Below are 21706 nucleotides of genomic sequence, written 5' to 3'. Positions count from 1 at the left end.
GGAACGAATCTGACGCTAACTCCGTTAAGAACTTCCTACTTAGAATAGAGTTTTTGCCTACATGAATGTAGATACTTTGACGATAGCTGGTGACGTAGCAGTGTTATCGAAAAGGCTTTCTTGCTTCAGAATAGCTCTCTAAATTAAGCAAACAGGTATTACAAGTTTGTTTTCACGGTGGTTTACATATATATAGCGGGACATAAAAAAGGGCCGTAAAGGCCCTTTACAACAAGTAGAAACTAGCAAAAACAAGGATTAGCGCATTGCCATCATCATTTTAGCCGGCTCCTCTAGGAAGGTTTTCCATAAATTATTGAAGCGTGCGATCGTGCCACCATCAATAATACGATGGTCGCCAGACCAACTTACTTGCATGATAGAGCGCGCAACCACATTACCTTGTGCATCAAAGCGTGGTAACTGCTGAACTTTGCCAAGTGCAACGATAGCAACTTCCGGTTTATTGATAATCGGCGTCGCAACCGTACCGCCAATCGCCCCTATGTTTGAGATTGAGATAGTACCGCCTTTCAGAGAATCAGGAGATACACGCCCTTCCCTAGCGGCTTCTGTCAGTTCAGTAACAGACTGGGCAACTTCTACAATCGATTTGCTTTGGCATGATTTAATATTTGGTACAAGAAGACCGAGCTTGCTGTCCACCGCCATACCAATATTGTGGTCATCAAAATAAGTGATTTCCGTACAGTCATCATTTACTTTTGCATTCAAAATTGGGAATTCGTTGATTGCAAGTGACAACGCCTTGATAAAAAATGGCATCATCGTCAGCTTCACGCCTTGTTTGGCATATTGCTCTTTCAAAGCACCACGAAGTGCAATTAAATCGGTTAAGTCAATCTCGTCACAGTAAGTGAAATGTGGGATCGTCGAAACAGAGGCCACCATCTGTTTGGCCATCGCCGCTTTCATACCACGTAGAGGCTCAACTCTTTTACCACCTTCTGAGGTAGGAGCCGGCTTTTGTGTTTGAGACTGTATCGTTGTGTTAGCTTCATTCGTGGTCGAAGCACCACTTACACCGTGCTCAAGGAAATGTTCGATATCCTCTTTATACACGCGACCATTTTTACCAGAGCCTGGTACTTCAGAGAGGTCAACACCAACTTCGCGCGCCTTGCGGCGTACTGCCGGAGAGGCAATCGCTTTACCATTTTTCGGTAAACTACGCGTAGCCTCATCGTTTGCAGTAGCAGCTTGTACTGTACTTTCTTTAGGCTTGTGAACATCAGCGATTGGATCGTCTGATTTTCCGGCGTGAGATGACGCCAACTTCATTTGAAATAGCGGACTATGCACCTGTGCTATTTCACCTTTTTGATAATAGAGTTTTTCAACAATACCATCGTACTTGGCTGGAATTTGCACTAGCGCCTTGTCAGTCATTACATCACAAACGGCCTGATCTTCTTTGATTTCATCGCCTTCAGCAACAAGCCATTCAACGATTTCGCACTCAACAATGCCTTCACCAATATCAGGTAAGATAAAGTCTTCAAGTACAGCACTGGTTGAAGTAGTTGGCGAGGACTGAGGTGCCGATTGCTCAGGCTGAGCAGCTTGCTCGCCGGCAACATCCATTGCAAACAAAGGCTCATGCACCTTTGCAATTTCACCTTTTTCGTAATGCAGCTTGGTGATCACACCGTCATGTACCGCTGGGATCTGCACTAGTGCCTTATCCGTCATTACGTCACAAATAGGTTGATCTTCTTTTACTTCGTCACCAACAGCCACCAACCACTCGACGATTTCGCACTCTACGATGCCTTCACCAATATCTGGTAAGATAAATTCTTTAGCCATAACTTATCCTTAAAATTCCATAGAACGTTTGATAGCGGCGAACACTTTCAGTGCATCTGGCACATACTCTTTTTCAAGTGCTAGAGGGTATGGCGTATCTAATCCACAAACTCGCTCAATTGGAGATTCTAAATGCAGGAAACACTCTTTTTGTATGGTTGCTGCGATCTCAGCACCAAAACCATTTGTGATTGGCGCTTCGTGGCTCACGACCAAACGACCCGTTTTAACCACTGACTTGGCTACCGTGTCCATATCCCAAGGAAGAATACTTCTTAAGTCGATTATTTCACAGCTAATACCCGCTTCTTCAGCTTTTTGTGCCGCTTGTTCGATGATTTCCATCTGCGCGCCCCAAGCCAATAGCGTTATGTCAGTACCTTCTTTAATTACTTCAGCTTTACCAAGCTCAATGCTGTAATCTTCTTCTGGCACTTCACCAACAGAGGCGCGATATAAGCGCTTAGGTTCAAAGAAAATAACCGGGTTATCATCTTTAATGGCAGCACGCAGTAGGCCTTTTGCTTGATACGGGTTACGCGGTACTACAATTTTAAGACCTGGTGTATGTGCAAAGTAAGCTTCCGGTGATTGTGAATGATATAGACCACCTGCAATACCACCACCGTATGGCGTACGAATTGTTAAGTTACCCACATCAAACTCATTACCTGAGCGATAACGGAACTTGGCCGACTCGTTCACAATTTGGTCAAATGCTGGGAAGATATAATCCGCAAATTGAATTTCAGCAAGCGCAGGAGCACCAAACGCTGCAAGACCATTGGCAAAACCTAAAATACCTTGCTCGGTCAATGGCGTATTAAAAACACGGTGTTTACCATATTTTTCTTGAAGGCCTGAAGTTGCTCGGAATACACCTCCAAAGTAGCCGACGTCTTCACCAAAAATACAAGCCTGTGGATGCTCCGCCATCGTGATATCTAGCGCCGAATTAATGGCGTGTAGCATGTTCATTTTAGCCATTATTTAATTCTCCCTGCTGTGACTGGGTATGCGTCTGGATAAGCTTTAATATGCGCTTTCAATTCATCATATTGCTTCTGCAGCGATGGAATTGGCGTGTCATAAACATCTGAGACCAGATCTTCTAATGCAGGCTTCTGTACTTTTTCTGCAACCTTCAATGCAGCCAAGATATCTTCACGGATTTTCTCTTTTTCCGCATCATCTTGGGCTTCATCCAGCCAACCTTGTTTTAGAAGCCATTGCTTAAATCGATTTACTGGGCAACTATTTTTAAATTCAGCTTCTTCGTCTTTAGTACGGTAACCAGACGGATCATCAGATGTTGAATGTGCCCCCAAACGATATGCGATAGACTCAATCATCACAGGCTCACCGTTTTCAACTGCGATTTTACGCGCGGCTTGTGTTGCGGCGTAAACAGCAAGCGCATCGGCACCATCCACACGGATGGTCTTAATACCATAGCCCACACCGCGAGCGGCGATACCATCACCTTTGAACTGTTCATCCGCAGGTGTTGAAATCGCATAACCGTTATTACGTGCATAAAAGATGACCGGTGAACCATGCACCGCGGCCATGTTTAGACCAGCGTGGAAATCACCTTCTGACGCAGCACCTTCACCAAAATAGCAAATCGTGACGTTGTCAATTTCAGACGTTAGCTCGCCAGTTTCTTTATCAATGTGTTTTAGCTTTTGGCCGTATGCATAGCCCGTTGCTTGAGGAATTTGCGTTCCTAGCGGCGACGAAATAGTCAAGTAATGTAATTCTTTAGAACCATAATGCACAGGCATTTGGCGGCCTTTGCCTAAGTCCTTCTCATTCGAGAATAGCTGATTCATAAACTGCTCAAGCGAAAAACCACGATAGTGAATTGCGGCTTGCTCACGGTACTGAGCCATGATCATGTCATCTTCTTTAAGCGCTGCAGCACTTGCCGTAACAGCGGCTTCTTCGCCAAGACATTGCATGTAGAAGCTAATACGTCCTTGACGCTGAGCCCCTTGCATACGCTCGTCAAGTAAACGGATAAACCGCATTGTTGAGTAAATTCTTAATGCCGTTTCTTTATCAATATCAGGTGCTGTTGCACCGTCTAAAACATCGCCTTGGTCACTTAAAATCTTTAATGTAGGGATATTGAGTGCATGACCATCTATAAATTCCAGCGCGTGGCTGATATTTAAGGATATATTATTGGGGTTAGTCATAACCTACCTTCTCTTGTTGTCATAACAAACTTACGGAGTTCAAACCCGACTTTCTCATACGAGATCTGGCTTCAGATTGCGTAAGACGAAAAGAGTCTTAACTCACCTCGCATTTATGATTGTGTTAATTGGTCTTGATCACATTCGTGGTTAGTATGAATAACTGGTCTAACAACTTATCAAAGACTGAATAATATTTGCGATTTAAGTAAGTAAATTAAATTAAAGCGTTTCAACTTTACGTTAACGTAAACGGTTATTCAACTAATCCTAGATGAATAACCGTGAAAATGCATCAATGTTTTTGGAAAGATTTTGATACGAAGGCAAGTAGAATTTTACATCTATGATTTATATAAAGTTTTCATCAACCTCTAACGGGATAACCGTTAGTAATGCACGTTGCCCCAAAGCAACATTGGCATTTGGGAAGATAATAGCTTCCCCCTCAACTTCAGCGAAATATTGCTTATCTCCGTCCGTCGCTAGTAATTCACCTTTCGAAAAGCCTGTAAAATTCTCAGCAGAATCAGCGAATGGAAAAGAAAATTCGGCTTGAGTACGATTGATTGTACGATGAACCGTAAACAGCTCGAACTCATCTGCATTAAATTCTTTATATTCTACTTTTTCTTGGCTAATTAATGCTTTTAGCGTTTCTTTGGTTTTTGCAAAGCTTGCCATGTTATTCTCACCAAATGGCTTAACCTGTCCAAGTTCGATAGTAAAAGCGTCGGCCCCAAACTGATAAGAAGAAAAATAACTAAATGTCGTAGCAGCCGATCGCATCATTAATACAGTGTTGACACCGCATGACAATAAAAATTGCAGCTGCGATTTCTTCCACGGCTTACCATGTAAAAATGGATAGACTGCAAACTTTTCGTTTTTAGATCCTCGAATAGCAGTGTGAAGGTCGTAATGACATCGATAGCGCTCACCGCTTCCCTGTTCAAAGAAAGCCCTAACATAACCTTCTAGTTTTTGCGCTCGGACCTTTTCTGGATTATCTGTTTCTTGATTATGTGCGCCGTTAAATAGGCGGTTTAGATTTTCATCGACAAAACGCTGCCCAATATTAATGGATTTCGGGTTGCCAAAAATAAATAACACCCGTTGTGCCAACGCTAGTCTGCCAGTAATAATATGTTGGATAAGCTCATCACATATCTCAATTGGCGCGGTTTCATTGCCGTGCACAGCGCTCGATAGCACAATATCTTTCGTTGTTTCACCTACAGGCGTAAACTGGATCACACCAGTATCATGGACTTCCACCAAGGTACCGTTGTCTAAAGTGAAGCTCACGGGTTCAAGTGTAAATTCGTTATTTCTTGTGATAGTAAGAAAGTCACCGCTTTGTTTTAATTCTGCTAAGTACGTCATAATTCCAAATTGATGTTGTTGAGTAATACCAATTATCTTAATTAAGTGATCTATTTTGAGGCGAGAAAATCTTGTCGATAACAAGGCTAAAATTTTGCTATTTAGTTATTCTAAATAAGAAATTTTTAACGCGGTTAGCGTCAGATTTACTCCTTCAAATTGAGCAAGTATTACGACTAATTGGTATAACCCGCATTGGGATACAAAAAAGCCATACGAGGAGTATGGCTTTTAGAAGCTTTTTGTTAACTAATCACTGAGTCAACCAATGTCTTTGCCTCATGTTCAAGTTCAGCTAAATGCGCGTCACCTTTAAATGATTCAAGATAAATTTTGTAGATATCTTCAGTACCCGATGGACGCGCCGCAAACCAACCATTTTTGGTAACGACTTTAAGGCCACCAATAGCCGCGCCGTTACCAGGGGCATTGGTTAATATCTGAGTAATTTGATCACCTGCCAGGGTGTCCACCTTGATATTGTCCGCGCTTAATGCCTTGAGCTTTGCTTTTTGCTCAGTATTTGCGGGTGCATCGATACGCTTGTATACAGGCGCGCCAAATGCTTGTTCAAAAGCGTGATAATGCTGAGATGGCGATTTACCTGTAACAGCTAGGATCTCAGCAGCAAGTAACCCCATGATAAAACCGTCTTTGTCTGTACACCATGTGGTGCCATCTTTTCTTAAAAACGCTGCGCCAGCACTCTCTTCACCGCCAAACGCGAGCTCTCCAGCCGCTAACCCGTCTACAAACCATTTAAAGCCTACTGGCACTTCGTAAACTTCTCGGCCGTTTGCGCCACACACTTTGTCAATCATGGCACTAGATACCAGTGTTTTACCGATTTTTACTGAGCTCTTCCAGCTTCGGTGTTTAATGAGGTAGTCAATTGCAACCGCTAAAAAGTGATTAGGATTCATCAGGCCATCAGGGGTAACAATGCCATGTCTGTCGAAGTCTGGATCATTACCAATACCGATATCGTAGTCGTCTTTTAGTGCTATCAAATTAGCCATCGCAAAAAGCGATGAACAATCCATGCGCACCTTGCCGTCTTTATCAAGTGGCATGAAGGCAAAACTCGGGTCGACCACGTCATTTACAACCGTCAGCTTCAAGTCGTAGTGTTTGGCGATCACTGGCCAGAAATTAACACCTGAACCACCAAGAGGATCCACACCAATATTAACTCCGGCTCGAGCAATGGCTTCCATATCAATTATGTTACCCAAGTCTTCAACATATGGAGTGATCAGATCTTCATACTTGATAAATCCAGATCTTCTCGCTTTAGCAAACGGAAATAGTTCAACTTCAACCAAATCTTCGAGTAGTAACTGATTCGCCCTATCTTCAATCCATTTGGTGACATCGGTATCGGCAGGTCCACCATTCGGAGGATTATATTTAAACCCGCCATCTTCTGGCGGGTTATGTGATGGCGTAACGACAATTCCATCTGCAAGCTCATGAGGATTGACTAAATTGTGCGAGACAATCGCATGGCTGATCACTGGGGTTGGAGTGTAGTCATCATTTTGTTGTGTGATAACTTGTACTTCGTTGGCAACCAAGACCTCAATAGCCGAGTTAAAAGCGGCCTCCGACAACGCATGAGTGTCTTTACCAAGAAAAAGCGGACCGTAAATATTGTTGTTTTTACGGTAATCGCAGATCGCTTGAGTGATGGCCAGAATATGCGACTCATTAAACTTAAAATTAAGTGAGCAACCTCGGTGGCCACTTGTGCCAAAGGCGACACAATGCTCTGGATGCGCTTCTAAGTCAGGCTCATTTAAATAGTACGATGAAACCAGCTTAGGTACATTTACCAATAATTCTTTCGATACCTTTTTGCCAGCTTGCGGATGGATCGCCATAAGATTTCCTTACTTATAGGTAGTCTCTAATTTTCTCGGCAGCTTCATCTGTGTAACCTAACACCTTAGCTACTTCATGAAGCATCATTTTCTTTCTAGTCGTATTTGAATTTGTCATCACCCAATATTCGCTGTCTGCTATATTTTTCGGGTTCATACTGCTACCACTTTCGAGTAGCGCATTTTTACTCGTGGCGAAGTAAATCCTATCGCGGCCTTTAATTTCGAGCACACAATTAAATTCGGATTTATGTGTACGATGAAGCGCGGATAGGATAAACAAAAATCGCCCGACCACGCCCTTTTGCATGGCAAGCTCTTCTTTATTTAGAATATTAAAGACATTCGCAACGGGTTTTACAGGTTGGCTTGGTGTTTTTGTTTGTGACTCAGCTGTAATTTCTGGTACTTGTTTTTCTTCCTGCTGTGTGACGGCTTTAGATTCTGTCCCAGAAGTAAGTTTTAATAAACGACGTAAAATCTCAGAAGCACTTTCTCCAATACTTTGTGTGTTACTTGCAATGTATTGATATAGCTCGTCATCTATTTCTATCTTTTTCATGCGTTTCCTGTCATCTATGCTAATTAGGAGCAACTCATTTCAATTGCCACTTAGTATATCCAAATTTAACTTATTACTCTATGGCTTTGCATTTTTACTCTTCAATGTCACAATTAGCGCCAATTTTGGAGGATTTATGCAGTTAAACTATCAACAAATTGGCGACCAAGCCAAACCTAGTGTATTTGTTATGCACGGACTCTTTGGTTCCTTGGAAAATTTGAATGTGGTGGCAAAAGCACTTGCTGAACATTTCAGTGTGATTAACGTCGATTTGAGAAATCACGGTCGCTCTTTTCATGATGAGCAAATGTCCTATCCAATAATGGCAAACGACATCAAAGCGTTATTGGATGAGTTAAAACTGGATAAAGTCAGCCTAGTTGGCCACTCAATGGGTGGTAAAGTGGCAATGCAATTCGCCCAATTATTCCCAGAAAGCATCAACAAACTTGTCGTATTAGATATTGCGCCTGTTGATTATCACTCAAGGCATGACGCAATAATTGCCGCGCTTAACGAAGTGCAGAAAAGTGATGTATCAAGTCGTAGTGAAGCAGATACCATAATGTCCCAATATATTGAAACAGTCGGCGTGCGTCAGTTTTTGCTTAAAAGTTTGGCAAAAAATGAAGAAGGTAAGCTTACTTGGCGTTTTAATTTAGATGTAATTACTGAAAAATACGACGCAATTACATCTAATATTAATGAAACGCATTCCTGTTTATGCGATACTTTGTTCATTAAAGGGAATAATTCTGACTATATCCTGCCTGAGCATAGGGAGCCCATCGCTCGTTTTTTCCCAAATGCGCGAGCAAAAATAATACAAGGTGCGGGACATTGGCTACATGCTGAAAAGCCTGAAGCTGTAAATCGCTCAATTATTGATTTTCTTCAATAAAACGAATTGAATTTACCGTTATAAACTTAATTTATGCATGTAGGTTATGGTATAGTAGCCGCCGTTTAAGTATTGAGTAGAGCTCAGATGGTCAGTCAATTTATAAATGAATTTGAAACGCTAGGGCTGTGGTTTGCGCTAGCTGGTATATTCTTTTTCATCGGTATGGCAATTCAGGACGTACTGAAAAAAGGTGATGTGCCAAAGTTCGGACGCTACATCGTTTGGCTAGTGCTGTTTCTCGGCTGTTCTGGATTTATAGCAAAAGGCTTGATCCAAGTATTTTGGCAAGGCGCAGGTGTTGGATAATGGCCAAGGCTGAAACTGATAGAACAACTATCGACCTATTTGAAAATGAAAAACGTCCAGGACGTCCTAAGACGAATCCACTGCCACGAGAAGTGCAGTTAAAGGTTAACAAGCGCAATCAAATTAAGAGGGATCGCGCGCGTGGCCTAAAAAGAGTAGAATTTAAGGTTTCATCAGAGTTGTATCAAGCGCTAAGTGATATGGCGGAGTCGCAAAACATTAGTCGAAGTGCACTCATCGAGACCATCTTACAAGAAAAGTTAGCGGTTAATAGATAGAAGGTAAGAAATTAATGGCAAGCGTAGGTATTTTTTTCGGCAGTGATACTGGTAACACAGAACACGTTGCTAAAATGATTCAAAAAGAGCTAGGTAAAAAGCTCGTAGACGTAAAGGACATCGCTAAAAGCAGTAAAGAAGAGATTGCCGAATTCGATTTACTACTTTTCGGTATTCCAACATGGTACTACGGCGAAGCTCAGTGTGATTGGGATGATTTTTTCCCTGAACTTGAAGAAGTCGATTTCGAAGGTAAGTTAGTTGCTATTTTCGGCTGTGGCGACCAAGAAGATTATGCTGAATATTTCCTTGACGCGATGGGCATGGTTAATGACATCGTTACCGAACGCGGTGCGATTGTAGTTGGTCACTGGTCTACCGACGGTTATGACTTTGAAGCATCAAAAGCTGTAGTTGAAGAAGGTAAGTTTGTTGGCCTTGGTATTGATGAAGATCGCCAGCCTGAGCTAACAGAGCAACGCGTTAAACAGTGGTGTGCACAAGTATATGACGAAATGTGCTTAAGCGAGCTGGAAGATTAATTCCATTTGCTTTGCACTTGCTGCCCGAGCAAGTTATTCTTAGGTTATAGCGTCGTGAATATTGACCTAAGACAAATTATAACTAACAGATTGAGACAGATTTAATGACTGATCACAACTTAGAGCTTAAAAAGGCTGGTTTAAAAGTAACGCTTCCACGCATCAAAATTTTAGAGATCCTTCAGTCTCCTGATAATCAACACATCAGCGCAGAAGATGTGTACAAGATCTTATTGGACAAAGGTGAAGAAATTGGCCTAGCTACAGTATATCGCGTGCTAAACCAATTTGATGATGCTGGTATTGTAACACGTCACCACTTTGAAGGCGGTAAATCTGTTTTCGAGCTGTCTGGCAGCACGCACCATGATCACTTGGTATGTTTAAAATGTGGCAAAGTTGTCGAATTTGAAGATGACGTTATTGAAACACGCCAAGAAGAAATCGCGAACAGCAATGGCATCAAACTCACGAATCACTCACTATATTTATACGGTGAGTGTGAAGATAAAGAAGCGTGCAAAAAGTACGCTGAGGAAAATGGTAACTAACCTACCTTTTCGCCAATTTAAGCATTAAGCCAGCAAATTGCTGGCTTTTTTAATTTGTTGCATAAACACCACCTTCCATTTATATAGTCACTATATTCTAGAGTACAATTCCAGCTGATCTTTGTATGCTTTTTTAAAAGCAGCTCTAGAAACACATTGCTCTAGATACTTTCGGCAATAGCTATATTGATTTAGCCCATCAAACCTATCGACCAAACGAAGCACGTCAGCCATCGCGATATCTGCAACAGAAAATTGCTCAGCCAACGAAGTTTTTCCCCGAAGATATTCATTCATGTGTTTCAAACGGCTATGTAAAAATCGCTCTATCGCTTTGCTGCCATCACTCTCAAAAGTATCTTCAGAAAATTTCAAAATTGTCCATGGAAGAGTTGCCATTTCTACAGAGTTGAGCGCGGCGAATAACCACTGTATTACCGATGATCTATTTTCTGTCGATATTAACTCATCGTTATGTTCAGCGATGTATAACAGACCAGCACCACTTTCAAATATCTCCTTATCTTCATGGCTAAGCCAAGGAACTTGACCAAATGGTTGATGTAAATAATGCGCATTTTCTCGTTCATTGAATGCGGTAAGTTCTATATCATAGGGTATGCCCGCCTCTTCTAGCGCCCAGCGCAAACGAATATCCCTGACATATCCTCTTGGCAGCTCAGGCACCCAATCAAACGTGGTAATGGTAAAGTTCGGCATATATCAGCTCCATGTCTATTGGACTGATAACTCAGCCCAATTTAATAACTAAGATTAACACTCTACTATTGTCATAAAGCCACCATAGATAAGCCTTTTGCCATCAAACGGCATTGGATTAGCTTCTTGATCGCAAATAGGATCTTTAAATACTTCTGCCATTCCAGCATCACGCACTTCTTTTGAAGGCCAAGTGATCCAGGAAAACACCACTGTTTCATCAGGCTTACATTTTACAGCCATTGGAAAAGAGGTAAGCGTACCATCAGGAACATCATCCCCCCAGGCCTCGACAACGTGTTCTGCTCCAAATTTTTTAAACACTTTTGCCGCTTTGCTGGCGTGTGCTTGATATTCTTCACGCTTACTGGTGGGTACAGCGCATACAAAACCATCTATATAACTCATCTTTGACCCCTCTATTATTCTCGTCTTTGTGCTTCATAGCTGACATTGTTCTCGTCTTGTAACTCGCGAACAGGCCGAATTTCAATGCTGCCATAGCGCGCTGGCGGAATTTTGCTAGCCGCTTGGATGGCCTCATTTAAGTCTTTGACATCAAGTAAATAAAACCCCGCAAGCTGCTCTTTAGTCTCTGCAAATGGGCCATCGGTAATATCGACTTTACCCGCTCGTACCCGCAAGGTTGTCGCACTTTGAGTTGAGAGTAACGCGTTGCCCCCTATCATCTGCTCGCGCTCTTTTAATGATTCCCCACACGCGATACATTCACGGTTAAGTGCGTCCCATTCATCTTGTGAGAGCTTTTCCATTGCTTGTTCATCGTAATAAACTAAAGCGACATATTTCATAGTGTGTCCAGCTCCTTATTAACTAGTATCTGAATAGCGAACGTCTTTTGCTGCTCGATCTGACTTAGCTATTCCGTGCTCAAGGTTAATTAGTATTACTAGGTAACATCACCATCCACGCAACACCGAATTTATCAACGACTTGACCATAAAGGGGGGACCAAAATGTTTCTTGTAATGGCATTCTGACCGTACCACCATCGGCTAGCGCATTAAATGCACGGTGAGCTTCTTGTTCAGAATCAATGGTTATAGACAGACTAAATCCTGCAAACGAAGCATCATCACCACAGCCGTCAGATGCAAAAATCTTCATATCGCCAATGCTAAACTCACAGTGCATTACTTTATCTGAGAAGTTTTCTTGTATCGCACCATCAGGAATAGGATCTGGACTTTCGTTAAAACGCATAAGCAGACCGACTTTGGCATATAGATGCTGTTGATAGTATTCAAGTGCCTCTTCGGTACGCCCTGCAAAAAACAAATAATTGCAAACATGTGCAGTTTGCATCGCAATCTTTTGTCTTAATTGTTCTTCGTCTGCGAGGATTTCGCCGCTGGGATCGATATCAGCAAAGTCAGCCATTTCATAAAACGGTCGAACTTCAATATCAGATTCCTCATTCATGGGATTAGGGCAGCGCTTAACCCATTCTAACGCCTCTTCCATTGATGTTACTTCCCATACCCAATAACCCGCAATTAACTCATTAGTCTCTGCAAAAGGCCCTTTAGTTACTATGCGCTCTTCGCCTTTAAAACGAACGCGAACTCCCTCTTTACTCGGCTTTAAACCATCACCAGAAGTCATTATTCCAGCATCAACTAATGCATTATTGAATTCTCCCATCGCAGCCATTAATTCCGCGGTTGGTAACTCCCCTGCTTCAGACCCTTCACTTGCTTTTACAATCACCATTACTTTCATCGTCAATTCTCCTGTTGTCTTTTATAAATAGAGCTGAATAACCAAAGGTTACCTGCGGTGTTAATAAATAAAGTGCTCTATACACTCTAGTCGAATGCATTCTTTAGAGATCGACAAAGTAAGGAAAATTTTCTTAATTAATTTTCACCTAGCTTGAGAAGCTTTTGTTTGAGAACCCTTTGCTCTGGTAATTGCGTTGTTAAGTTGAGAGCCGTTTTAAATGCATTAATCGCACTAGCCGTTCTGCCAGCACGAGATAATAGTTCGCCATAAGCCGCATGAGCCAAGTGATATCTTTGCATTTCTTTGTGCTCAAATAGCCGCTCTATAATGGTAATACCCGCATCCGGCCCCTCTTTCATAGCGATTGCAACCGCTTGGTTGAGCTCAATAACAGGAGACGGGCTTACTTGGTGTAGCTGAGCATATAATTCAACAATCTGTGACCAATCTGTCGCCGCTGCAGTTGTCGCAACTGCATGAGTCGCAGAGATAGCGGCCTGAATGGTGTAAAAGCCATATTCACCGGCGCGCATTATTTCAGCGACCAACTGCGTACCTTCGGCGATCATACCTTTACTCCAAAGGTTTCGGTCTTGATCTTCCAGTAAAATGATGTCACCGCTAGCATTGGTGCGCGCCGCCTTTCTTGCATCATTCAAGAGCATCAAGGCGAGTAACCCCGCCACTTCTGGATCTGGTGTTAGAGAATAAAGTAAACGAGTTAAGCGGATTGCCTCGGACGTCAGTTCACTGCGTATTGCAAGTTCGCCTTGTGTTGCTGAATACCCTTCATTAAAGACCAGATAGATAACCGTAAGCACCGCATCAAGTCGGTTGTTAAAGTCAGTGTCGTCTGGCAGCTCGAACGGAATACGGGCATCACGGATCTTCGCTTTGCCGCGCACAATTCGTTGTGCCATTGTTGTGTTAGACACCAAAAATGCACTGGCAATTTCTTCTGTTGTTAGTCCACAGACCTCCCGCAGAGTAAGCGCAACTTGTACCTTTGGATCAATAGCCGGATGGCAGCAGGTAAAAATTAATCGCAATTGGTCGTCTTCAATTGCATTGGCGTTTTGCTCTTGAGCGTGGCCTGCGATATCAGAAACCCCATCCACTTCAGTAGCAGCAACTTCTAGCTTTTCTCTTTGACGTTGCTGTTTACGTATTGCATCAATGGCTTTAAAGCGACCAGTAGAAATTAACCAAGGGACTGGGTTTTCTGGCATGCCTTGAGTAGGCCAGTGTTTTAACGCCGCATTAAACGCGTCTTGCAATGCTTCTTCCGCTAACTCAAAGTCACCTAAAAGGCGGATCAGTGTAGCGTAAATTTTCCGGCTTTCTTGCTTGTACAGCACTGCTATAGACTTACGAATAGCATTGCTATCGCAAGCAAGTTGATTGCTCATCACTTTCCTTCGTCAGCTAGGTTATAGCAATTAGAATTGGTATAGTCACTATTTCATAAATCAGCAAGAGCCTCAATAACTGGCCAGAAGCGGTACTAACACCTAAGTGTTAACGACAAATGTTTTGGGATTTTTGGGAAAGAAAAAGTCAGGCTGACGGTCGCATAAAGCAAACTCACGTGTATTTTTATAGGGCAGCTTCATAAACCCTGCTACGCCATAATCTTGAATACTAACCGCGTATTGCATGATCCGAGTCAATAGCGCCTTAAATTGCGCTGCTTTATTAGCATCAAGTAGCCGGTAGTAATAATGAATTTTCATCCTATCTTGCAACGATTCAAAAATGATGCAACCTGTATGATGGATCTGATTTAACTCGAACACGCATTGAATTATCTGTCTTGGCAGCTGCAGTTGCTCGTCTGGATCTTTGCCGTCTTCAAAGTATGAATGCGGGCGTGTAATTTCATTGCTCGAAATATCGCTAACGCTAAACTCTAGTTCTGGCAGATGGTCAAATTGGAACGCACCGGTGCCGTCACGAGTCAATTGAATAGTTTGCCGCGCGTCGAATAAACAACATTTAAATAAACCTTTTTGTTTGATCCCCTGCGCGAGCATTACGGTGGCGTTCAACGCGTCTTTAAATGCAAGACTCATTGTTTCATCGTGTAAAATAAGACTCGACTCAACAAATACTTGCACGTCTTTCCAGTGAAAACTGAGACCACCAACGACCGGATATTTTGCCAGCCTGCTGATTGAGGCCAAAAAGGCTTTCTCGGTATCGCCGGTATCAAACAAAAACTCTTTATAATATCTATCTAATTGCGCGTCGTTTACGTCTCTTAGATTGTGTTTATCGTCAGCACGACGCAAAAACTGCTTGCGTGAGCTATAGACGACCGTTTCAGGTTTAACTGCGGTTTCGTAGGTCCAAAAAGGAATGCGGGATTTTTTCTCTGACAGTGTTAAATCAGGTAAATACATTTTTGCCATTGCTGGCATATTACGAACAAAATAATCCCCTGCGCTATCCCTCGTTGCTTTATCTTTGCTAAGCATGCCATCTAGCACCTGCGCAAATACTTTTGGCAGCCCCAAAGCGCAAGCAGGAATGACCTGAGCACCAAAGCGACATGATTGTGCACTAGCCAGTGCATAAATCGTCGACGCAACGCCTTGTTCATCAAAACGAGGAGAAGATTGTGCACCCGACATTTGCTCATCGCCAATAAAGTACACATCTCCCATCCGAGCGTTAGTCGTACTTACATCAGATGACATCAAATCCATAATATTGCTGGCGATAGGCTCGCCATATACATCCACCTGAGCATAAACTGAGCTTCCCCAATCAACCAAAGAGAAACCATCGGAAGCTTCATCCCAAACGATATTAGATGGTTTAATATCTCCATGAACGATAGGCTGAGGAGACATGCCATTGCGACGCTCGCGCAAATCAACCAACACATTTCTGAGTTTTAACGCGAGGCTTACCAACTCATGCGCTTTAAAACGGCCCTTTTTGAGTGAGATCTTTTCTAAATCTTCACCAGGGGCACGCTCCATCATTAAAATGCCTTGCTTTTTTACTCGCTCGAAGGCATAGAAGTTTGGCACCATAGGGTTGTCAATTTGCGACAACATATAGCCTTCATCTTCAAGCCTATCACGCACACTTTGGGCAAGCGTGATCCGAGAAAATTTAAACACCCAGTCTTTCCCCATATCACTTGTACCAGCAAATACGAAGCCAAATGCACCAGAGCCAATTACCTCAACATGTTTATAGCCAAGTTGGCTCAATTGTTTTTTACAGATATTCAGCCATTGACGATGCTTTTTTGCATCATGATGAGACAGTAAGTAGATGGACTGCTGTTCGTTGATATAGAAGTGTTGGATGGATTTTTCAGACATAATTGTACGTAGAAAAAGCAATAAAAAAGGTCGACATTAGCCGACCTCATTCAGTATTAACCTTGCTGTTCTATCTTAGCCCACGAATCACGTAGACCAACAGTTTGGTTAAACATTAGCGCTTCTGACTTGTTATCACGACAGAAGTAACCTAAACGCTCAAACTGATAACCTTGCTCAGGCTTAGCGTTTGCAAGTGCTGGCTCAAGTTTGGCATTTGCAATGGTTACCAAAGAGTCTGGGTTTAACACTTCCGTGAAATCTTCAGCAGCCGCTGGGTTTGGCACAGTAAATAGACGATCATACTGACGCACTGGCGCTTCAATACAATGTGAAGCAGATACCCAGTGAATTACGCCTTTTACCTTGCGGCCATCTTCTGGGTTTTTACCTAAAGTATCAGGGTCGTAACTACAGTAGATTGTCGTAATATTACCGTTTTCGTCTTCTTCAATGCGCTTAGCTTTAATCACATAAGCATTACGAAGACGCACTTCTTTACCTAGCACCAAACGTTTGAACTTTTTGTTCGCTTCTACGCGGAAATCTTCTTGTTCAATGTAGACTTCGCGCGTAAACGGTAGCTCACGCTCGCCCATGTCTAATGTTGGGTGATTAGGCGCTTGTAGCATTTCAACTTTATCTGCATCAAAGTTTTCAATTACTAGCTTAACAGGGTCAAGTACCGCCATTGCGCGTGGTGCATTTTCGTTTAAGTCATCACGGATACACGCTTCAAGCATACCCATTTCAACCATGTTGTCCATTTTGGTTACGCCAATGCGCTTACAAAATTCGCGAATTGCAGCTGGTGTATAACCACGACGACGAAGCCCTGCAATTGTCGGCATGCGCGGGTCATCCCATCCTTCAACATGGTTATTAACAACCAAGTCATTGAGCTTACGCTTCGACATCACCGTGTATTCAAGATTTAAACGAGAAAACTCGATTTGCTGTGGATGACACTCGATGCTGATGTTATCTAGCACCCAGTCGTACAAACGGCGGTTATCTTGGAACTCTAATGTACAAAGTGAATGCGTGATCCCTTCAAGCGCATCGGAAATACAGTGCGTAAAGTCATACATCGGATAGATGCACCACTTATCACCAGTTTGATGATGGTGTGCAAAACGTACACGATAGATGATAGGGTCGCGAAGCACCATAAATGAGCTTGCCATGTCAATCTTAGCACGAAGAACACATTCCCCTTCTTTAAACTCGCCATTTCTCATTTTTTCGAATAAGGCTAAGTTCTCTTCAGGTGAAGTGTCACGATAAGGGCTATTTTTGCCAGGCTCAGTCAGCGTGCCACGATATTCACGCGCCTGCTCAGGCGACAGGAAGCAAACATACGCTTTACCGTTTTCAATTAGCTCTACGGCGTAGCTATACAACTTGTCGAAGTAGTTTGATGAATAACAAATTTCACCATCCCACTCAAAGCCAAGCCACTGGACATCTTCTTGGATAGATTTAACGTAGTTGATGTCTTCTTTTTCTGGGTTGGTATCGTCAAAGCGTAAGTTGCACTTACCTTGATAATCTTGGGCAATACCAAAATTTAAGCAAATTGATTTAGCATGGCCAATGTGTAAAAAGCCATTTGGCTCAGGTGGAAAACGTGTGTGCGTAGACGCATGTTTGCCACTGGCAAGATCCGCATCAATAATGTTGCGAATAAAGTTTGATGGGCGATTTTCAGTTTCCGCCATAGGAAATCTTTCCTCTGAATTATGCTCTTAGTTAACCTCGGCATTATTACAAAAACTCAGCCGAACTTACAGCAATTATCTGCGCTGTATCAGGATTTATTCATTTGGTTAAATGTTCATCAGATTTTTGTGACAAATTTTGTTCTAGCGCAATATTTCCGTCACAACTTCATCCTATAGTTGCGCCATCTCAGTGTTTATACCACAAACACTGCTTAAGTCACGTTACCGAGGAAAGGACAAAAGTAATGGCTTCAATGAATTTGAATCGTGTTTATATATCAACTAAGGCTAGGAACAACCACTATATTCTTGCTGAGTTTAAACCGGATGATGCATTCTATGCATGTTTTGACTCCAGCAGCGCGTGTTACGAGCGTTTGTCTCGCCAGCTATTCGCACTGTGTGACGAATATGAGCTGCATAATGTACATGTAATTGCGAACGATAAATTGCCGGTGGTGCGTTACCACGACGAAGCCTATACCATGCAAACAGAAAAGCAGATTTTGTTTTTCTACAACCCTAAGTTCCACGAAGCGCACCAAACTTATCTCAATGACGGATACCAAGCGCGTAAAATCCGCTTATTATTTTTAGCCACGGGAAATGAATTACGCGCCAATGCTGCGACCTTCCACAGCAAAGTGAAAAAGGTGCTTGATGCACTTAAAGAAGGCTTTTCTCCGGTAGAACCTCAGTTTAGAGTGAGAGACCATCAACATTTAACCTATGACCTTTTTGCCAAAGCTAAAGGCGACAAAGAGTCATATGGCTATAAGTTGCGTGCGCTTTACCCACGCTATCAAGCCAGAAACTGCACGTTACCAGAAGAATATAGCGAAATGACTTACGCGACCTTTAACATTCCAGTGTCACGAGCAATAAAAACAGAGTTCCAAAGCCAAATGCGCCCGGGTGACTACGGACAATTCTATCGCACACTAGAAGATGCATTTATTTCTTCTTGCAATGATAAACAGCTCAATATGGTAGCAATGGTAGCCGATGGCCGTTTGCCTATCGTCAGAAGCGCCAAAATCGATAAGTCCGATACTAACCGAGAGCTACAAAAACTGAGTTTTGATACCGGCTCCGGTGACAATCAAATTTACTCACTGTTTAACGAAGCAAACCTAGTAGACACCATTCGCTTTGTCATCGTCGCCAATGACAAAGACAAAAAAGACATGGGCTATGGTCGTTTTATGAATCACGTAGAAACGGCGATTAAACGCTTTGTTGCACAACTTCCTGTTAATGTTGAAAAGCAAGATATCAACGTACGCTTCTTCCAACATATTAGTTACGACTACTAACCATTAAATATGGTTTGGGCGCTTCCGAGCAAGTCATTGCGCCCTACTTGTTTACCAGAATAATATAAGCACCAATTTAAACGACGAGATAATTAACTCTCGTAATTGAAATTATAATTTTTTATACCAAGTGAGGCCTGAATAAGGTTGCTGCTGCAAACTTTTTAACCGACTTTGCAAACTACCACTATGGATCTCAAGTTTATGATGATCGGGGTCATAAATATAGAGTGAGTCTCCTTCACTGCTATTTTGCTGCCATACGCCAACCCCGTTTTCCAATAATGTTTTAGAAAAAGTTGTAAAGTCTTCGGCAGCAATATTGAACGCTACATGACTGTAATCTGAGCTTGGAGATACCTCACCTAAAGATAAGCAAAGCCATACCTCACCAAGCGTTAAATATGCCCCTTTGTCCCAAGTTACCCAAAGCTCAAACCCTAGCAAACCGCAGTAAAAATCCAGTGACGTATTTAGGTTAGATACCGCTATTGTGATGTGATTTAATCCTGATAACATATTTATTCCTACCGCTTTTTATCCCAGACACGAAAAAAGCCGCGACCAAAGGTACAACGGCTTTAACAACCAGAATTATTTTTCTTGATGTAGGCTAGCTACAAAAAGAAGCGTTACAGTGCCTGTTCAAGCTCTGGTAACGCATCAAATAGATCCGCAACAAGGCCATAATCAGCCACTTGGAAAATCGGGGCTTCTGGATCTTTGTTGATAGCGACAATGACCTTAGAATCCTTCATACCCGCAAGGTGTTGAATTGCGCCGCTGATCCCAACTGCAATATATAAGTTAGGCGCCACAATCTTACCGGTTTGGCCCACCTGCATATCGTTAGGCACAAAGCCCGCGTCAACAGCAGCACGCGATGCACCAATTGCGGCCCCTAGTTTGTCAGCAATACCATTTAGCAAGGCAAAGTTTTCACCGTTTTGCATACCACGGCCACCTGAAATAACAACCGGTGCGGCAGTTAATTCAGGGCGCTCAGATTCAGTTTGTACAATGCTCACAAACTCACTCACTTGAGAGGCAATACTTTGCGAGCGATCCTCAATGTCACATGCTGCTTGAGTCTCTACGGCATCAAATGCTGATGCACGCACAGTGATAACTTTTTGTGAGTCTAATGATTTTACAGTCGCAATTGCATTACCCGCATAAATTGGACGCTTAAAGGTGTCTGCATCAATCACATCGATAATTTCTGAGATCTGTGATTTGTCGAGTAACGCCGCGACACGTGGCGCGATATTTTTACCTGTGGTAGACGCTGAAAACAAAATGTGTGAAAAGTCACTTGCTAATTCAACAACTAGCTCAGATGTGTTTTCTGCCAACTGATGTTCGAATGAAGCATCATCAACAGCAACCACCTTTTTTACACCAGCGATCTGTGCAGAGTGATTGGCAGCCTCAGCGATGTTGTGACCTGCAACTAATACGGTGATGTCGCTTGCTATTTTTGTTGCAGCAGCAACCACCTTAGCGGTTTCAGGTTTCAATACACCATTTTCGTGCTCAGCAATAACTAATACGCTCATGAGATCACCTTTGCTTCTGTTTTTAACTTGTTTACTAACTCTTCAACGCTCTCAACCATCACGCCACCAGAGCGCTTAGCTGGCTCTTCAACTTTCACCAATTCAATACGAGGAGCTAAATCAACGCCTAACGAATCCGCTGCGATTACGTCTAGTGGTTTACGCTTAGCTTTCATGATATTTGGCAGTGAAGCATAACGAGGCTCATTCAAACGCAAGTCTGTTGTCACGATCGCTGGAAGTGATAGCGACACCGTTTGCAAACCGCCATCAACTTCACGCGTCACTTGTACTTTATCGCCTTCAACTACAACTTTAGAGGCAAAAGTGCCCTGAGCACGCTTAGTTAACGCCGCTAGCATTTGTCCTGTTTGGTTATTATCAGAATCGATAGACTGTTTACCTAGAATGACCAGCTCTGGACTTTCTTGCTCCACTACCTTAGCCAGTAGTTTTGCAATGTGCAGAGATTCAAGCTTTGCGTCTGTTTCAATGTGAACTGCTTTATCTGCACCTAGTGCAAGCGCCGTTCTTAGCTGCTCTTGACAAGCTTTATCGCCAATTGATACGGCAATAACTTCCGTTGCGGTGCCCGCTTCTTTTAAACGAACCGCCTCTTCTACCGCGATTTCACAAAATGGGTTGATCGCCATTTTGACATTGCTCAAATCAACATCACTGTTGTCAGATTTGACTCTTGCCTTTACGTTGTAATCAATCACGCGTTTGATTGGCACAAGTACTTTCATGGTTACTCCATCATCTGGTTATTCTCTAAGCTGACGTCTACGTCAACAAATTATTTTATTGGTTTCAGACTACTTCCTGTTGACGTAAACGTCAACCTCAAATAA

General features: G+C 42.6%; 22 protein-coding genes. 6 read left to right on the top strand and 16 right to left on the bottom strand.

Translation table 11 applies throughout. The features are described from left to right. Positions 1 to 258: 258 nt before the first annotated feature. From QSH61_RS09140 to seqA, 6 genes are all read right to left on the bottom strand, one after another. Complete coding sequence (locus QSH61_RS09140) at positions 259 to 1830, bottom strand: dihydrolipoyllysine-residue acetyltransferase (protein WP_010604721.1); 1572 nt, start codon at positions 1828 to 1830, stop codon at positions 259 to 261. A gap of 9 nt (positions 1831 to 1839) precedes the next feature. Continuing rightward, complete coding sequence (locus QSH61_RS09135; protein WP_010604720.1) at positions 1840 to 2817, bottom strand: alpha-ketoacid dehydrogenase subunit beta; 978 nt, start codon at positions 2815 to 2817, stop codon at positions 1840 to 1842. Continuing rightward, positions 2817 to 4034: a thiamine pyrophosphate-dependent dehydrogenase E1 component subunit alpha gene (locus tag QSH61_RS09130; protein WP_010372716.1), complete on the bottom strand. Its 1218-nt coding sequence runs from the start codon at positions 4032 to 4034 to the stop codon at positions 2817 to 2819. The genes QSH61_RS09135 and QSH61_RS09130 overlap by 1 nt, the downstream gene beginning before the upstream one ends. Positions 4035 to 4385: 351 nt before the next feature. Beyond that, positions 4386 to 5420 carry a succinylglutamate desuccinylase gene (astE, locus tag QSH61_RS09125; protein WP_206472907.1) on the bottom strand — a complete coding sequence of 345 codons (1035 nt, stop codon included), beginning with the start codon at positions 5418 to 5420 and terminating at the stop codon, positions 4386 to 4388. 245 nt (positions 5421 to 5665) lie between these two features. Beyond that, positions 5666 to 7303 carry a phosphoglucomutase (alpha-D-glucose-1,6-bisphosphate-dependent) gene (gene pgm / locus QSH61_RS09120; protein WP_206472906.1) on the bottom strand — a complete coding sequence of 546 codons (1638 nt, stop codon included), beginning with the start codon at positions 7301 to 7303 and terminating at the stop codon, positions 5666 to 5668. Between the two features lie 13 nt (positions 7304 to 7316). Continuing rightward, positions 7317 to 7865: a replication initiation negative regulator SeqA gene (gene seqA, locus QSH61_RS09115; RefSeq protein ID WP_206472905.1), complete on the bottom strand. Its 549-nt coding sequence runs from the start codon at positions 7863 to 7865 to the stop codon at positions 7317 to 7319. A 136-nt stretch (positions 7866 to 8001) separates the two neighbouring features. On the opposite strand from seqA, the gene QSH61_RS09110 reads away from it, so the two are divergent. From QSH61_RS09110 to fur, 5 genes are all read left to right on the top strand, one after another. Further along, positions 8002 to 8769: an alpha/beta fold hydrolase gene (locus QSH61_RS09110; RefSeq protein WP_206472903.1), complete on the top strand. Its 768-nt coding sequence runs from the start codon at positions 8002 to 8004 to the stop codon at positions 8767 to 8769. Positions 8770 to 8856: 87 nt separating this feature from the next. Next, positions 8857 to 9078 (top strand): DUF2788 domain-containing protein, encoded by a 222-nt coding sequence (locus QSH61_RS09105; protein ID WP_010372701.1) that lies wholly within the window; start codon positions 8857 to 8859, stop codon positions 9076 to 9078. Further along, on the top strand, positions 9078 to 9356 hold the full coding sequence (ybfE, locus tag QSH61_RS09100; RefSeq protein ID WP_010372698.1) for a LexA regulated protein: 279 nt from the start codon (positions 9078 to 9080) through the stop codon (positions 9354 to 9356). The genes QSH61_RS09105 and ybfE overlap by 1 nt, the downstream gene beginning before the upstream one ends. A 14-nt stretch (positions 9357 to 9370) precedes the next feature. Further along, positions 9371 to 9898 carry a flavodoxin FldA gene (gene fldA, locus QSH61_RS09095; RefSeq protein WP_206472902.1) on the top strand — a complete coding sequence of 176 codons (528 nt, stop codon included), beginning with the start codon at positions 9371 to 9373 and terminating at the stop codon, positions 9896 to 9898. Positions 9899 to 10002: 104 nt separating this feature from the next. Continuing rightward, positions 10003 to 10449 (top strand): ferric iron uptake transcriptional regulator, encoded by a 447-nt coding sequence (fur, locus tag QSH61_RS09090; RefSeq protein WP_010372691.1) that lies wholly within the window; start codon positions 10003 to 10005, stop codon positions 10447 to 10449. 90 nt (positions 10450 to 10539) lie between these two features. Here fur and QSH61_RS09085 read toward each other — a convergent pair whose 3' ends face one another. The 7 genes from QSH61_RS09085 to glnS all read right to left on the bottom strand — a co-directional run bounded on the left by QSH61_RS09085 (position 10540) and on the right by glnS (position 17974). Further along, positions 10540 to 11169, bottom strand: a complete 630-nt coding sequence (locus tag QSH61_RS09085) for a glutathione S-transferase family protein (RefSeq protein WP_206472901.1) — start codon at positions 11167 to 11169, stop codon at positions 10540 to 10542. Positions 11170 to 11223: 54 nt separating this feature from the next. Next, complete coding sequence (locus QSH61_RS09080; protein WP_174168900.1) at positions 11224 to 11577, bottom strand: DUF1428 domain-containing protein; 354 nt, start codon at positions 11575 to 11577, stop codon at positions 11224 to 11226. A 14-nt stretch (positions 11578 to 11591) separates the two neighbouring features. Further along, positions 11592 to 11981, bottom strand: a complete 390-nt coding sequence (locus QSH61_RS09075) for a YciI family protein (protein ID WP_010372682.1) — start codon at positions 11979 to 11981, stop codon at positions 11592 to 11594. Positions 11982 to 12066: 85 nt separating this feature from the next. Next, positions 12067 to 12912: a YciI family protein gene (locus QSH61_RS09070; protein ID WP_206472900.1), complete on the bottom strand. Its 846-nt coding sequence runs from the start codon at positions 12910 to 12912 to the stop codon at positions 12067 to 12069. A 137-nt stretch (positions 12913 to 13049) separates the two neighbouring features. Then, positions 13050 to 14324: an RNA polymerase sigma factor gene (locus QSH61_RS09065; protein WP_206472899.1), complete on the bottom strand. Its 1275-nt coding sequence runs from the start codon at positions 14322 to 14324 to the stop codon at positions 13050 to 13052. A 102-nt stretch (positions 14325 to 14426) separates the two neighbouring features. Next, positions 14427 to 16253 (bottom strand): protein kinase domain-containing protein, encoded by a 1827-nt coding sequence (locus QSH61_RS09060; protein ID WP_206472898.1) that lies wholly within the window; start codon positions 16251 to 16253, stop codon positions 14427 to 14429. Between the two features lie 56 nt (positions 16254 to 16309). After that, a complete protein-coding gene (glnS, locus tag QSH61_RS09055; RefSeq protein ID WP_206472897.1) occupies positions 16310 to 17974 on the bottom strand; it encodes a glutamine--tRNA ligase in 1665 nt (554 codons plus the stop codon). Positions 17975 to 18222: 248 nt separating this feature from the next. Between glnS and QSH61_RS09050 the strand changes: the two genes are divergently transcribed. Further along, positions 18223 to 19293, top strand: a complete 1071-nt coding sequence (locus QSH61_RS09050) for a DUF3083 family protein (protein ID WP_206472896.1) — start codon at positions 18223 to 18225, stop codon at positions 19291 to 19293. Positions 19294 to 19404: 111 nt separating this feature from the next. On the opposite strand, the gene fos is transcribed toward QSH61_RS09050, so the two are convergent. The 3 genes from fos to QSH61_RS09035 all read right to left on the bottom strand — a co-directional run bounded on the left by fos (position 19405) and on the right by QSH61_RS09035 (position 21601). Next, on the bottom strand, positions 19405 to 19812 hold the full coding sequence (fos, locus tag QSH61_RS09045) for a fosfomycin resistance glutathione transferase (protein ID WP_206472895.1): 408 nt from the start codon (positions 19810 to 19812) through the stop codon (positions 19405 to 19407). Between the two features lie 113 nt (positions 19813 to 19925). Further along, complete coding sequence (locus QSH61_RS09040; protein WP_206472893.1) at positions 19926 to 20852, bottom strand: electron transfer flavoprotein subunit alpha/FixB family protein; 927 nt, start codon at positions 20850 to 20852, stop codon at positions 19926 to 19928. Next, positions 20849 to 21601, bottom strand: a complete 753-nt coding sequence (locus QSH61_RS09035; RefSeq protein ID WP_174168906.1) for an electron transfer flavoprotein subunit beta/FixA family protein — start codon at positions 21599 to 21601, stop codon at positions 20849 to 20851. Before QSH61_RS09035 ends, QSH61_RS09040 begins: the two co-directional genes overlap by 4 nt. Between the last annotated feature and the right edge of the window lie 105 nt (positions 21602 to 21706).

The sequence above is a fragment of the Pseudoalteromonas sp. JC3 genome, from assembly GCF_030291895.1.
Lineage (GTDB): Bacteria > Pseudomonadota > Gammaproteobacteria > Enterobacterales > Alteromonadaceae > Pseudoalteromonas.
This window is presented reverse-complemented; position numbering and strand designations above follow the sequence as displayed.

What these genes read in the sequence shown, in the direction of transcription:
- QSH61_RS09140 (WP_010604721.1), bottom strand. Translation starts at nt 1,830, where the DNA reads ATGGCTAAAGAATTTATCTTACCAGATATTGGTGAAGGCATCGTAGAG.
- QSH61_RS09135 (WP_010604720.1), bottom strand. Translation starts at nt 2,817, where the DNA reads ATGGCTAAAATGAACATGCTACACGCCATTAATTCGGCGCTAGATATC.
- QSH61_RS09130 (WP_010372716.1), bottom strand. Translation starts at nt 4,034, where the DNA reads ATGACTAACCCCAATAATATATCCTTAAATATCAGCCACGCGCTGGAA.
- astE (WP_206472907.1), bottom strand. Translation starts at nt 5,420, where the DNA reads ATGACGTACTTAGCAGAATTAAAACAAAGCGGTGACTTTCTTACTATC.
- pgm (WP_206472906.1), bottom strand. Translation starts at nt 7,303, where the DNA reads ATGGCGATCCATCCGCAAGCTGGCAAAAAGGTATCGAAAGAATTATTG.
- seqA (WP_206472905.1), bottom strand. Translation starts at nt 7,865, where the DNA reads ATGAAAAAGATAGAAATAGATGACGAGCTATATCAATACATTGCAAGT.
- QSH61_RS09110 (WP_206472903.1), top strand. Translation starts at nt 8,002, where the DNA reads ATGCAGTTAAACTATCAACAAATTGGCGACCAAGCCAAACCTAGTGTA.
- QSH61_RS09105 (WP_010372701.1), top strand. Translation starts at nt 8,857, where the DNA reads ATGGTCAGTCAATTTATAAATGAATTTGAAACGCTAGGGCTGTGGTTT.
- ybfE (WP_010372698.1), top strand. Translation starts at nt 9,078, where the DNA reads ATGGCCAAGGCTGAAACTGATAGAACAACTATCGACCTATTTGAAAAT.
- fldA (WP_206472902.1), top strand. Translation starts at nt 9,371, where the DNA reads ATGGCAAGCGTAGGTATTTTTTTCGGCAGTGATACTGGTAACACAGAA.
- fur (WP_010372691.1), top strand. Translation starts at nt 10,003, where the DNA reads ATGACTGATCACAACTTAGAGCTTAAAAAGGCTGGTTTAAAAGTAACG.
- QSH61_RS09085 (WP_206472901.1), bottom strand. Translation starts at nt 11,169, where the DNA reads ATGCCGAACTTTACCATTACCACGTTTGATTGGGTGCCTGAGCTGCCA.
- QSH61_RS09080 (WP_174168900.1), bottom strand. Translation starts at nt 11,577, where the DNA reads ATGAGTTATATAGATGGTTTTGTATGCGCTGTACCCACCAGTAAGCGT.
- QSH61_RS09075 (WP_010372682.1), bottom strand. Translation starts at nt 11,981, where the DNA reads ATGAAATATGTCGCTTTAGTTTATTACGATGAACAAGCAATGGAAAAG.
- QSH61_RS09070 (WP_206472900.1), bottom strand. Translation starts at nt 12,912, where the DNA reads ATGAAAGTAATGGTGATTGTAAAAGCAAGTGAAGGGTCTGAAGCAGGG.
- QSH61_RS09065 (WP_206472899.1), bottom strand. Translation starts at nt 14,324, where the DNA reads ATGAGCAATCAACTTGCTTGCGATAGCAATGCTATTCGTAAGTCTATA.
- QSH61_RS09060 (WP_206472898.1), bottom strand. Translation starts at nt 16,253, where the DNA reads ATGTCTGAAAAATCCATCCAACACTTCTATATCAACGAACAGCAGTCC.
- glnS (WP_206472897.1), bottom strand. Translation starts at nt 17,974, where the DNA reads ATGGCGGAAACTGAAAATCGCCCATCAAACTTTATTCGCAACATTATT.
- QSH61_RS09050 (WP_206472896.1), top strand. Translation starts at nt 18,223, where the DNA reads ATGGCTTCAATGAATTTGAATCGTGTTTATATATCAACTAAGGCTAGG.
- fos (WP_206472895.1), bottom strand. Translation starts at nt 19,812, where the DNA reads ATGTTATCAGGATTAAATCACATCACAATAGCGGTATCTAACCTAAAT.
- QSH61_RS09040 (WP_206472893.1), bottom strand. Translation starts at nt 20,852, where the DNA reads ATGAGCGTATTAGTTATTGCTGAGCACGAAAATGGTGTATTGAAACCT.
- QSH61_RS09035 (WP_174168906.1), bottom strand. Translation starts at nt 21,601, where the DNA reads ATGAAAGTACTTGTGCCAATCAAACGCGTGATTGATTACAACGTAAAG.